Genomic DNA, 15,040 nt, shown 5'->3' with positions numbered 1-15,040 from the left:
CCGGCGGAACCGACGCACCTCCCGGGCCCACCGTTTCCTTGCACGACACCCTCAACCCCCTGGCTCCAGAACGACACACCCTCGTCGGCAAACTCCGCCGCTCCCTCGGGCCCGACGGACAGAGCCCCTTCTTCTTCAACCGCTTCAACAACTTTCCCGACCCGGAACCCGGCGATGGTTCGACCGAGGCAACACATGGCCCGCAGCCGCCGCGTCAGGAAGCCGCTCCGACGCGCCCTGTCGAGCCTGTCGATGATGTGTTGCGGCAGGCGGGCGAGGACGCGAAGCGCGATGCCCGGTGGTGGGAGTCGTTGACACCGCAGCAGCGGTTGGACGTGACGCACAAGGATCCGGATGCGGTCCGTGGCATGCTCGGCCTCTCGGAATCGGTGCTGGGCGAGGCGAGCCGGCATTCGATGAACAGGCGGATGATCGACCTGCGAGGTCGGCGCGCCGACCTGAGCTCGGCCGAAGAACATGAGCTGGGGAACCTGACTCTCGCGCGGTTCGACGTGGAAGACGCGAAACAGGCGGCCAACATCATGGTCCCGACACCACAGGTCGAGGTGCTCTATTTCGACGGTGCCGATGAGCGCGCGATCGTCTGGGTCGGCAACCGCGATGCGGCAACGCTGTACTGGCAGGTGGCGGACCCGGCGGCGACCTTGGCCGAGTTGGCACAGAACGTGGAGCTCGCGCGGCAGCATTTCGAGGCGACTTCCAGCACGGATCCGAACGTCGCGACGATCGTATGGCTCGGCTCCGATACCCAGTCGGGCAACCGAGACGCGCGGGCCGAGTCCGACGGACGTCGGTTGGCCCGGGATGTGGTGGCGCTCAATGCCGGTCGCGAGGCGCGCGCCGAACTGGGTGGCGCACCGAAGCCGGAGAACCATTTCATCGGTCTGGGTGACAGCGCCTCCACGATAGAAATTGCCGCTGCGCACAGCGGAATAGTCGTCGCACCCGGCGCCACCGCCTCGGCCCCGCCGATGGATACACGCACCGCCGCGCCGCGATCTCCGGACGACTCGGTTATCAGAGTTCCAATCCGCGGAGAACACAAGAACCGGGTGTATCTTGCGAAATTCAGGGGCGAACCCGCCCTGTATATCGATAAGCCTGTTGCCGGCGAGATAACTCAGGATGTCGAGATACCTCCGTCTCGGCTCGCGCGACGCGAGGTCGTCTTCTACCGCCTCGCGGAGATTTTCGGCTTCGGGATCGTCCCGGCGACCGAGTTGTACAACGACGGCGGCGAGGGCTCCCGGATGCAATACATTCGCGGCCTGCGCCATCCGCTGGCGGCCCAGGAGTATTCCTGGACCGACCGGGACATGATCACCTATCTCGACTATTTCGCCGGGAGTGTCGACCGAACGAACTCGAACTACCGCACTCTGATGATTCCCGTCGATGACCGTGCGCATCCGCTGTACCCGGGTCCGGGCGAAGAGGTCCTGGTCAAGGACGGTGCCATTGTCCGTGCCGTTCCGTTCGACCACGGCTACACATTCGGAGTCGACGAGAGGTCATTCACCACCCGCTTGCAGCGGTACGAAGCCGACTCCGGGCGGAAACCGATCGATGCCAATTCGTTCTTCGTCGCCGACGCATTGGCATCCAACCGGCCGCCCCATCCGTGGACTGTGCAGAAGCTGCTCGCGCCCGATCCGGCGGACGTAGCAGCCATGATGACGGAGTTTCAGCTCGAGCCATCCGCGATTGATCTCACGTTGCGCCGGATCGACGAGGTGCAACGCAATGGCCGCAATTACCTGCGGGGCCGCCACGACGGTGTGCTCATCAGCGGCGAGACGTGGCTGGACCTGAGCCGGTCGAATCCGCAACGCAAATGGCTTGTGCTGCGATCCCCGGCCACCGAGGCGCCGACCGCCCGCCGCGGGCCAACTCCGCCGAAGGCGTACCCGGGCTCGATGTACGGCGACCTGAATACCGGTCGCACCAACCCCGACGGCATAGAACCCCAACCACACCTCCCGTTCTCGAAGGGCGGCCCAGCGGAGGGCTACATGGCCTTCCACACCCCGCCCGGCGGCGAACCGGGCGCCGGCCCTGCGCCGCTCGAGGTGCGGTATGTGGTCCGGGAAGACGGTACCGCCCCCGGACAGATCGGCGAAGAAGGCGAACGCGTCGCCCCCGTCCCAGACGCACGCCGCTGGGCAGAAGCAACAATCGAACACACTTTCTCCTGGTTCGACAAATTCGACGACGCACGAGTCGGAATCGACGAATACGTCGCCAACTCCCTCCGCCACACCAACGGCGAAGTAACACTCACCATCAGCGAACACCGCGAAAACGGTCAACGCGTACTCCGATTCACCGTCTCCGACGACAGCACCTACGTCCCCCAGCCAGGGGACCTCCTCGATTTCGAAGCAACCCGCGGCCGCGGACTCGCCATGACCGCCATCCTCGCCGACAACACCGGCGTCACCGTCCACGACCACGGCAAACACATGTGGTTCGAATTCCACCACCCACTCGCCACGGACGATGCGGTTGACCGGGATCCCGCCGAACCGCCAGCGGCACCCGCCCCGATCGCGCACGAAGAGAAGGGCGACCACGCACGCGGAACACATTCCGGAGTTCCGGGCGAGCCGGATTCGAACGCCGACACCGGCACACCAGCCCAGGCCGAACCTTCACCTTCGCAGCTGAACCCATTCCAGATCGCGGAAGCGTTCGAGCGCAAACATCCCGGCACGACGATGACGCTGGTCGGAGCCCTGAGCGCTGAACAAGCCGATGGCTTCGCCGAGACATTCGACCGACTTCTCACCGCGTTCCCGATTCCGCTCGCCGCGGTGGAAATCTCGTTGACCGACGGGAAGAAGTTGAGCGCCGTTGCCAAACCGGCCGTTTCGAACAACGGCGTCTCGGCTGGGACGATACATTTTTCGATCGGGCGAGCCGGCCTGAAATATTTTTCCAGGTCGCACATCGAGTCGCTTGCCATCCGTAGGTTCGCGCACGCATTGATCCAGCAGGGCCGGTGGCGCGCGGAGAGTTTCGCGATCGATGATCTCCGCGCGCATTTCATCGAAAACGGCGGGAGCTCTCGCGAAGAGGATTTCCACTCGTGGTTACGTGAGCAGTTCGAGGGCGATGTGGTCCGGAACGACGGAGGGCTGTCCCAGCGGCCGGCCCTGACAGATTCCTTCGAGAAAGTGTTCTCGAAGGATCCGCACACCACATACGGACATCGGATTCTCCATCGGACGCTGACCGAACTCGCCCTGGGCCGATACGGTAGCAGTCCCGCCGCCCCGATACGTGCGATGGCGGCACCTATTCTGCGGAGTATCCGCGATTCGGAAATCGACGAGATCAAGAAGCTCCCGATCACCAAGATATCGGGACTCGACTCCGACGACATTGATCCCATGGTCGTGCGCGCAATCGGCCGTCGGCTCGCCCGCTACTTCACGGCGTTGAAAAGCCTGCAAATCGACGAAGTCACCGTTGTTCCTATGGAACCAGAGTTGTGCCTGGCGCTCGTACGCCCCATGGCCGGCGGCGGTATGGCCCTCGAACTCTCCGAAAGGTATGTAACAAACGCTGAACTCACTCGCCAGACAATCGTCGACGGTGTCGCTAACGGCTGGTTTTCCGGCCCTGGAATCGGTTCCGTAGCCGAAACCATCGACCACGAAATGGGTCACATTTTACAGCTGTTCGCAGCATCCGTCCTTACACCACCCAACCGACGCAAAGATGTCTACACGCTCGACTGGATCGCTGTCGCACCGGAACTCGTCAAGCATTTCGTCGGCACGAATCTTCCCGAGGATCTCGGCGAGTTCATCGGTTTCCTTCAACGCGAACTCAGCGACTACAGCCTCGATGCGGACGGCAAGCCGGAACCGGCCGAAGCTTTCGCCGAGAGCCTCACCGCGTGGAGTTGGCAGCTCGAGAACGATACCCAACGTATCCTGGCCGAGTTCATTATCCAGCGCGCCGTAACCGCGGATAGGCTGCTCGAGGCAGCCGCGCTTCTCCGCTCGGTCACCGGTCACATCCTCACGAACGACGGTACCGATCCGCCCGACTCTGAAACCTCCCCTGAGGCGAATCCCACCGCCCGAGCGTCGGCGCTCGGTGCCGATGGGCAGAAGGTCATGTCTCCGCCGCGGAACGTGCCCGAGGCCGCCTCGGACGTCCTGGACGTTCCCAGGCGTCAGAACGACAAAACTTCGCGGCATCCGGGAGTGATGGAACCTCCTGGCGCCCCCGATCCCAGCCGGGTCACCGCCTTCAACCCCAGCGGCGACGACAGCTCACACGCCAAGAAGAAGCCGGTTGATCCGTTGGTGGCGCGGCTGCTCGAGGTCATGGATCCGCAGCGAATCCGGTCGGCGCGCAACGGGATAACGCTCGAGATCGCACACGATACGGAGGGCGACGGCCCGGGCACGGCCCATCATGACCGGCTCAGCGAGACCCGTGGGCTGCTCGATGAACTCCTCGACCACATCGAACGCCCGACCGCCGCCGACCCGGCTCGGTTTCAGCTGTTGACGCATCTGTTCCACGCGGTGGAGGCGCGGCACGCCGCCCCCGGCGATGAGCGGCATCAGATCGAGAATCGGATCGACCAGCTGCGCGAGAACTTGGCCCGCGCTGATCGTCACCCGAGTGACGCGCCGGCCTCCGGCGCCCCAGTGACCGACAGCACCCGGCGGCAGTCGGCCCTGTTCGATTCCGACAAGGGGTCGATGAAGTATGACGAAAGACTGCAGTACGGGCGCGATATCTGGGATGAGGTCATCCCACAGCTGACCGATGACGAGATCGGCGCACTGCGGCACTTCACGGGGGATGCGTCCAGGGACGAGCTCGTCGCGCTGATGAAAGGCGCACTGCGGGGCGAGCTCGAGCTCACCCCGGAGCTTGCCAGAGCCATCGCGGCGATCAGGAACGCTCTGGCTCGCCGGCCGCTGCCGGAGGACATGGTGGTGAGCGTCGGGCTGCCCGCGCACCTGCTGGATATGACGAGCGACCCGACCGGCATCGTCGTTCGGATTCCCGAGTTCATGCTGGGAATGATGGGCGTGCTTCCGCCGATACAGGGCGCTCGCCTGGAAGCCGACCTTACCGTTCCCGCGGGAACACCCGCCCTTCCGGTGTTCGTCTTACCCGACGCGCACGCCGTGCTTCCGCGAATACTGCTGCCGGACGGCCTGTGGCTGCGCATCGACGAAGCCAGAGATATCGGGGACCGCCACTGGCGGCTACGTGCGACAGTCGTGCCGGAACCCGGCAGCGCGGCTGCCGACGGGCGCGCCCCCTTACCTGCGACAGCCGTGCTTCCCGCGTATACCGAGCCGCCGACAACCATCGTCCCGGCCTACACCGAGCCTGCCTCGCCGGCAGCGCGACCCGAAGTGCCCGCCGTGTCGGACGAGGCACGGACCACGGTGTCAACGGCCATGCCGCACAACCTCGATGCCACCCATCAAGAGCTGCTCGATTGGGCTGCGACGCTTTCCAGTACCGAGCGGCAACAGATCATCGGTGACCTCACGACCGAGCTCACGACGCGGGTAGATGCATTCCAGCGCGGCGAACAGCCGCCGGTCCCTCCGACTGTCGGCGCAGCGCGAATGCTGAATGCGGTGCTGTGGGCGGAAACCCACCATTTCCAGGCGACAACACATTCCGGCGATATCACCGACTACCCGACGCTCTATCGTGTAGCCAAGGCTCTCGCGGATCGCATCCCAGAAGCCGAGACCTTGTATGCCGCCGCCAACGCGCTGTTCAACACCGCAGGCGCTATCTCCTTCGACACATCGCTGACACCCGAGCTGTTTTCGACGCAATACAGCGAGTTGAACTTCCTCGATTCCATCCCGATGCATCTCGGGCGCATGGTCGAGCTCATGCGGAAGGCCGCCTCCACCACACCGCAGGCCAGCGGTTTTTCCTATCCTCACAACACCGTGCCCGGTTCGGCGCAGACCAAGAAACTTCTGACGGCGCTTGTCCAGATTCACGGCCTGGACCGACATTTCGCTATGGGAACCGCCGAGGGGATCGACTGGTCGATGTACCTCGACAGATATCTCATATCCAAGTCATCGAACGGCTTCGATTCGGACGTAACCCGGGCGATCAGATCGGTCGGTTCGGTGCCCGGCCGGGCGGTGGAAGCGGATGTCCATGCTGCTCTGCCGGAGCTCCTCACCCTCGCGAAGTACTACCTGACGCGGACTCTGCAGCACGAGATCGCCCTCGATCTATCGCAACGAGTCGATAGCGCATTCACAGCAGCCGCGGCGCAAGCCCCGCACCTGGAATCGCTGAACGAAGCTGCGCAGTTGGTCCGCCAGCTGCACAGGTCGATCGCCAGACTTAGCAATGAACCGGAGAAGTTCACCTATCCCCTGGCGATGCGGGACCTTGTCTTCAGGCACCTCGTGCAGAACGAACGGTTCCCACAGGTATTCGACCAACTCGTCGCCGACCTGCACCGCACGCAGTCGATCGCCGACACCGAGCCGGGCCATTTCTCGGAGTCGGCCGGTACCGCGTCTCCCGAGTCCCCGGCCGCGCCGGCCAACCATTCCGAGCGGGCGGACGGCCCGATCGCCGCCGTCAGCGATCTCGGCGTCGGACCCGAGCGTGGCGGTCGCGGCAACAACGAGGACGCGTTCGGATTCCGCACCGTGCAGCTCGAGGGCGATACACCGGTGCATCTGGCCACCGTCGCCGACGGGGTCGGCGGATCGCCCATGGGCGGGGAGGCAGCGTTGGCCGCCGTCCGCGCGGCAGTTGCTGTTATGGCGGAGGCATCGACTCAGCTCGCTTCGGCCGGCGAGTTCTCGCCGATTCGCGTCGTGCGACGCGGAATGTCGGCGGCCCGCACCGCGGTGGCGAAATTGGCCGAAAGCCCGGGCCAACCCAACTCACCCGATGCCGCGACCGCACTCGTGGTCGTCCACGGCAACAAACTGGTCATCGACTGGGCCGGCGACACCCGCGTCTACTGGCTTCCGATGGACGGCGGGCAACCGAAGCAACTCAACGTCGACGACACCATCGTGCCCAAGCTCGTCGCCGACAAGATGCCCGAAGGCGAAGCACTCGCACTCTCCTTCTCCGGCCAACTCACCCGCTCCCTCGGACGCCCACTCCCCGACGACGCCACCTCACACGCCACCGAATTCACCCTCGACGGCCGCGGCTACATCCTCATCGCCACCGACGGCATCTGGCACGACACCTACCAAGCCGACGCCCTCACCGCCATCGTCCGCCAAGCACATGAGCAGACACCCGGCGACCACCACACCATCGCCGCCGCCCTCAACGAACACGCCCACACCACCGGCACGCACGACAACATGACCGACCTCCTCATCTGGGTCGACACCACGCCATCACCAACCAACCACACCCCGTCCGACCCACGACTGACCTTCCGCCGCCCCGAGGACAACGCCACCACCCCGGACCGGCCGGCATCCGGCGGCGCCGACCGAAGCCCCGGCCCAACCGTCGCCTTCCACGACACCGTGGATCCCCTTGCGCCCGAACGCCGCAGCCGCAAACGCCACCTGGAGGTCCCCGGCGCCCTCGGACTCGACCCCTCCGTGCTGAACCACCACCACCCCGACGGAAGGGAATGGGGCGACCCGACCCTCGACAATCGCGCATCTTCAACCGGCCCACGGATCGAGTCCAACGCGACGACGCCGTGGGCAAGCCGGCCGGACGCCGGGCCGACCGAACCGGTCAAGCCCTCGTTCCCCACATCCTCGGTCCCCGGCCTTCGCAGTGTCATCGCAGGCATCCGACGCGCACTGACCTGGTTCGAAGAGGACAACGAACTGATGTCCCCGCTGTCCGCGGAGAACGAGGCGCACCGCCGACAGGAGATGTTCCTGTTGCGAGCGCTGGCGGCGGACGCGGCAGCGGGCGGAATCGTCGCAGAACTCTTGGGCCCGCATTCGCCGCCCGGCGGCAAGGCCTCGTCACACCCGATCTTCCGTCTTATCCAGGCTGTGCATCATCGCGCGCTTTCCGGCCTCGAACCCGGCGTGGCGCGTTGGCATACGGTCATGGGTGGACAACCGGCGCAGACCGACGCCGAGCTCCGGACAATGGCGGAAGATGTTCTCCAGGCCATCCGCGACAACGCTTCGGAATTGGCGCCGTTCCTGCTCCGCGGCACCCAGATCAACGATCCCGCCCGAGCACGATTGTTGTTGCCGGTGGAGATTCTCGCGGCCCGCACCACCGGGCTGCCCTTGCGTGTGTTGTCGATCGGCGCGTGCGGAATGCTGGATGCGCGGGCGCACCTCTATCGATACCGCTTCGCGGATGCCGAATACGGAAATCCCGAGGCCGCGACCGTCATCGACGATCGATGGTCCGCGCGGCCCGATCAGGTGAACCAGGTCCGCGACCTGCTCGACGTGTGGCCGCGCGTGATCGAGGTCGCTGGCGCCGACCTCGATCCACTCCAAGCGGACAATATCGAGGACCAACGTCGTCTAGCCGCCGGGTTCGTCGGCACCGACAACGACGCCGTGCGACGGATCCAGACCTCGTTCATCGACGCCCAGCGCGCCGGCGATATGCCGATCGACCAGGAAAGCGCGCTCACCTGGCTGCCCCGCAGGCTCACCGAGGACAGGACCGGCAGCGCCACCGTCGTCTGGGATTCGATGCTGCGCAGGTATCTGACGCCTGAGCAGAACGCCGAACTCGACGCCGTCATCGCGCGGGCGGGCGCCGCCGCCACCGCACAGGAACCGCTGATCTACGCCAGATACGAAATGATCGACGGCACCGAGGCATTGACCGTCCGGATGTATTCCGGCTCGGACACCCGCGAATTCGTGCTGCCGACCCAGCTGCCGAATCGCTCACCAGGCATCGACATCGGAGACTTCTTCACCACAGCGGGCCTGTTGCCCGCCGGGGAAACACTCGTCGACCCGGCCGGGACGCCGCCGACAGCCACGGTGCCACCTGCCCCCGCCGACCATTCCGAACGGGCCGAGGGCCCGATCGCCGCCGTCAGCGATATCGGCGTCGGACCCGCATCCGGCGCCGCCGACCACAACCCCGGCCCCACCGTCACCTTCCACGACAACATCAACCCCCTGGCACCCGAACGCCACACCCTCGTCGGCAAAGCCAGACAACCCCTTGGCGCCGACGGGCGAAACCCCTCGATTTTCAACCGCTTTCCTGAACATCCGGGAGCCGAGAACTCGGAGAGTCGCAGGAGCTCTGACCATCGATCCGACACGGACGGACGATCGCGCGTCATAGCCTCGAATAGCGTCGTGTCCGACGTGCAGGCGCTCGTTCTTTCAGCCCGGGAAGGTGACACCGCCGCCTTCGCCCGGCTACGCGACCTCTTCTCGGAACCCGTCCGGCGGGTGATTTCGACGATCATTCGCGAAAAAGACGGGCCAGCAGTCGCTTCGATCACCGACGAGGTCTTCGATTACGCGAACCGTCACGTGCACACTATGCCCTCGAATGCGATCGGACGCTGGTTCGACACGGTCGCCGCCGCACATGCCAATGGACATATCCGGTTTCTTCGAATTCGGGCGTGGTTGGCGGGCGATTACCAGCACCTGGACGACGTTGCTGCATCGGACCCCGGGATCCGGATCCTCGCGCGGACGGGCCGAGACGAACTATGGCGCGTCCTGCGGGCAATGCCGCCCGATCGGGCTCAGATCGTGGAATTGCGATACTTCGAGGGAATTCGCCCCGCGGAGATAGCTCGCCGATTGGGCATCGCGACCGACAGCGTCGATGCCGAAATCGCAGCAGGCCTACACGGGATCGTCGAACAGCTCACGAGCGACCTCCGGCCAGTCGATGAGTCCGGGACCCGCCCGGTCCCAGCAGGTCCACGAGTCGCCACGGTTCGAGGCGGCGCTCTCGCCGACGAACCCCCAATCGACTCAGAGGCCGCCATCAACGCCGTGATGGCCGAGGTCGGGGTCGAGCGCGAGCTGGTCGACATGGTCCTGAAAGGGCGCTCGGCCGTCTCGGATGAAGCCGCGGCCAAAACCCGTGAGGCGGCGGGACGATTGGGCTACTGGGTGACCAAGGCCGATGTCAGCCGGGCTGCCGGAATCAGCGAGGCCACGGTAGAGATCGTCCTCGGAAACGCGCGCGGATCAGTCGATGCCGAGACCAGACGACGGATTCGTGCCGTGGCTCACGACATCGGATACAACGGCCGAGTCACCCGCAATGCTGTCGCTCGCGCGGCCGGTGTGACCGTAGCGATTGTCGAAAAGGTACTGCGAGACGGACCAGTGCTGACCTCGAGCGTCGCGAGCGCCATCCGCGAAGCGGCGAATCGCCATGGTCTTCTGAAGCCACCATCGCAACGAATTCTGCCGCGCGCCGGCAGAGTCTCTGACGCAACCGCAGCGACGGTCGCGGAACGGGCCGGCGTCTCCATCTCGAAGGTGTATCGCGTGCTCCGCGGTGAAGGGAGTCGTGATCCGGAGATCGCGGCGCGCGTTCTGGAAACCGCTGACGAGGTCGGCTTCCGGCCGCAGCTACCGGGTGCCGGGCTGTTGCGCGTGGTGACCCGGTCGGGGCTGCGGAGTGTTCTCGAGGACATGGATCCGGACGTAGCCGATTACATCCGTTCGAGGTACCTCGAGCCCGATGCACCTGCGAGTGACACAACCGTGCCCGCCCCGCACTTCGACACCGATCTTCTGCACAGATCAGCACTTGCGTCCTTGGGTGCCTACTATTCGGCCGCGTTCGCTGAGGACACCGTGGTTCAGCGGTTCGCCGCCGCAGTCGGCGCCGATGTCGTCGTGAACGGCACGGTGCGTCCGGCAACCATTGCCGATGCGGCGTGGGTCGCCGGCGTCCCCACCGAGCTGGCAGCACGTGCTCTCGCGGGCAGCGAGGTCGACCACCCTATTTCAGCTCGGGTCAGGGCCGCAGCCGTCCGGCTGGGGCTGCTGGCCGACGATTCCATCACAGCGACCGAGGCGAGCGCGGCTACTGGGCTCGTGTATGAACAGGAGCCCGATCCGGAGGTCTTCCACCCCGGAATCGACTCGCTGCAGAACACTTCCGCTCGACCGAAACGCCCGGCGGCTGGTGACGCCACGTCGACCGGTGCGACCGCAGCGCCGCGGGTGATCGACGGCTACGCGGTACCGGTGCGGCGGGCCGAGCTCGAGCGGGCCATCGAATCGCTCCCCGAGCGGCTTGCGACCTTCGCCGAATTGCGGTACCTGCGTGGCTATTCACCGGCCCGGGCAATAGCCGAACTCGGCCTGACCCCACAAGATGCCCAACGCCTCGGCCTAACGACGCTTTCCGCCCTGGCCGCGCGGCTGCGATCCCAGCCCGGAGCCGACATTCCGCGTCGAAGTAGGCTCCGCCGTGTTCGCATCGGGGATGTCGCACGATCCGCCGGCGTCGGCAACGTCGTTGTTCGCCGCGTGCTGACCGGCACCGTGACGGTGGATCCCGAAATTGCCCACCGAGTCCGGGATGCGATGGAACAACTCGGTTTCCGCTATATGCGCAGGGAATCGCGGCCGGTCGGAGACCACGCCGAAGCCCGCACCGGACTGGTGTGGGCGGCGCCGAAGAGTAACCGTCGCGCGGGCGCCGCCCGACCCGAAGCACCGGAACCGTCGGCCTCCGACACACAAGCCGCCGCCCGGTCGGTGCTGCCCGCCGGTGGTACCGCCACAACCCCCGCGTCCCACGATCCACTGCCGGCTCCAACCGATCCTGGCAACTCCGATAAGAACCGCCACACAAGTGCCTCTCCTGCCCAGGAAACCAATCATCCGGGAGTCATGCGGCCGCCCGGCCCGCTCGACCCCGGTGCGGTCACCGCCTTCAACCCCGACAGCGACGGGCGCGACCACGCTCGCGGACGCCAACCGGAGCCCAGTCCTACCCCACCTGCCCGTGGACTGGAGCCGGACCCGAACCCGGCCCCGCAACTGGACCCGGCCCCGCAGCCCCACCCGGAAGCGAATCCCGATCCACGGATCAACGAACCGCCGACGGACCCACCGGCCGTCCTCGAGCCCTCCACTCCGGAACCCGCCTCCACCGTCGAACCGGCAGTGGTGAACGCACCTATCACCTCACTGCCCCAACTGATCCGCGCCGACCGCAACGTCGGTATACGGCTGGGCTCGGAGTTCCTCAACACCACCGGCGCCGCGATCATGGGAGCGACGCTGGACCTGTGGCTGATGGAAAAGGCCGGCCCAGGTGTGGCGGGCGCGGTTGCCGGGGTGGTCAACGTGCCGAACTTTGTGCTCTCACCGTTCTCGGGGTACCTGGCCGATTATGTCTCGCCGAAAAAGATCATGTGGGTCAGCGCTATCGGTGGGGCTGGAACCGCAGCGATCGCGACGGTCGCGCTGGCCAGCGGCACACCGTATGCCGTTCCCATCCTGATCGGATCGACATTCGTCGAATTGGGCCTCGCCAACCTTTATGCGAGTAGTTCCGCCAAGGTCCTCAAGGTCATGGCGCGCGACGCCCAAACAGGACTGACGCGCTTCTACAGCATCAACCAGAACGCTCCTCGCGTCATTGGGCGAGGTCTCGGGCCGGTCATCGTGGCCGCGGGCCCTTGGCTGGCACCGCTGTTCAACCTCGGGACGAATGTCATCAATCTGGCGACGATGTCAGGCATCCCTGATATCCCGAGTAAGACGCGGGAAAACAGCGACGGGGAGGTACGGCCGTTCCGAACCGAGCTGCGCGATTCGATGGTCGAGGCATTTCACACGATCTACGACCACCCCCTCATGCGCAGCATCAACAACGCCCACAGCATCAACAATTTCTTGCTGGGAGCGCAAGGGATCCAGTTCACGTCGATGCTCGTGAACTCGGATCTGTCGCCCGGACATCAAGGGCTCGTCGCCACTCTGGTACCGACCGGGGCGGTCCTCGGAAACTTCATCCCGAAGAAGTGGCTGCACAATGTCCGGATCAAAACCCTGATCGCCGCCAGAACGGCGGGTTTGGCCGGAACAGCCGCCGTGGTAGCAAGCACATCCGACCCTCTGATCGCCTCTGCGGCCTTTGCCGGCGGGTGGGCTGTGATCGGATCGGTCGGGATACCGATCGGGACCTATACCCGAAAAAAGACTCCGACCAGTGTCTTCGGTCAGGCACAAGCCATCCGCACTATGACGATGAGCGGTTCGGTCGCACTCGGGGGTATGGCCAGCGGTGGCGCGCTCGCACTCTTGGGGCAGGGCGCGTCCGCGACTACTCTCGCCGCAGGAGCCGGAACCCTCGCCACCTGGGGCATTCTGAAGCGGCTCTTCGGACGCGACAAAGCCCGCCCGTTGCTGGACTGTATCAATCAAACCGCCAAAGCCACGTGGGCGCTCGGTCTCGACGACGGGGTGCAACCGAAACGGGGGCAGAGGAACCCGGAACACCTTGCCAAAGCCATCGCCACACAGCTCGTAGAGCTCCCCCACGGCACCGACCCCAAGGCAGCCGTATCCGCCTACCTGGACAAGGTCGCGGATCCCGCCAACCCTGTCGACACCACAGTAATCCTCTACCGATACCGAGGAAAGAAAGGCATGCACTCCTCGGTCGCCACCAACATCGGCCAGAACACACTGCTCATATTCGACACAAACATCAAAGATCCCGGCGAGAACGATCCCGACGATCCCGATCGTATTCCGCGCGCCCGCATCCGAACGACGATCGAAGAACGCACCAGTGCGGACGAAGAAGAAAAAGTAGAACACGAAGAGTACGAACTGCCGTACGCGGACGATATCGCAGAGATCTATATAGGCGAGCTCACCGCGGACGCCGTCGCCAACCTCGCCGCCCTGCACCCGCACCGGCCCGAGGAACCGGGCCCGCCGAAAAAGGGCAAAATCACCGGGCCGCCCGCTCATGACGACAACGATTCCGATGATGCCCGGCATGAACCGCTGGAGCGAGACGAGCTGGTCCGTCAACGCCGACAGGCCAGCGAGATTCGCGATGACGCGGCCGCGTTCTACGGCATCGACCCGACCGAACTGGAAGTCGATCCAGCCCAGCCGAATCGCGGCGCACCACGCCTCGAACACATTCGCCAGGAACGCAACGCGATAGTCGACATCCTCGTCGAACACGGCGAGCGCGCCGACGAGCTGGATGCCGACCGCCTCGAGGCGCTATCGATGGGGTCGCACCCCGAGATTGCCGCGCTCGCCGGCGAACTGCTGGAGATCGGCACCCTGGTGGATAACGCCGATGCCGTCAACCGGCTCGACGCCGAGATCCGCGCCCTCGACGAGCAACCGCCCGTTCTGCATGGCACGATCGTGCCCGACGACGATGGCGCAGCGTCCGCCGAACAGCCCGCTTCCGCTCGAGCGACAGACCAGGCCTTCGAATACCGACCGTCGATGACCGACAAGGACTTCGCCCAGCTGCCGACCGCGCAACAGCACGAAGTCGCGCTCGCGGAATTGTCCGGGACGGCCGTGCTGTTCGACAGCCGCGAGCAAGCCATCGATTACGCCCGGCAGCATTTCACGGCGACCTTCTCCGAACCGGTTCGTGAATCCTTCGCCTGGATTCGTGGCCCGGTGACGGCGAGCCCACTCGGATACGACGCCGCCAACGGCTACCTGACCAGTCCCCCGGAACAACGCTCCCCCACCGACGACGCCGCCGAGCACGTCCGCCGGGTGGACGAGTTCATGGACCGCCACCGCACCGATCGTGACTTGTTCGTGAACGTCCCGCTGTTGTCCGATGGGGTTATCGGTACTTCCTGGCATCCCGGGTACAGCACCGCCGAATTCGGCCATCACCCTTCGCCGCGTTTCGACTTCGTCGATGTGGGAATTTTCCTGGCGCCCAAAGGCACCCGTCTGTCCTGGGTGGAAAGTGTCACCGGCATCCCGGAAGCCGTGCGCGGCCGAGGGATCACCCAGGTCGTCACCAGAGTGGTCCATGACGGCGACCAGATCTTCGAGTACGGCTACTTCCTGCCGGA

At 65.3% G+C, this 15,040-nt stretch carries 1 protein-coding gene (cut by both window edges); it reads left to right on the top strand.

This entire window lies inside a single protein-coding gene on the top strand: locus AC5W7N_RS14890, encoding a DUF5005 domain-containing protein. The 49,101-nt coding sequence extends 12,289 nt beyond the window's left edge and 21,772 nt beyond its right edge, so the window shows coding positions 12,290-27,329, spanning codon 4,097 (partial) through codon 9,110 (partial); the first codon wholly inside the window starts at position 3. Both the start codon and the stop codon lie outside the window.

Source organism: Nocardia sp. CDC519, assembly GCF_059509835.1.
The sequence above is the reverse complement of the archived record's forward strand: the minus strand, read 5'-3'. Positions and strand labels throughout refer to the sequence as shown.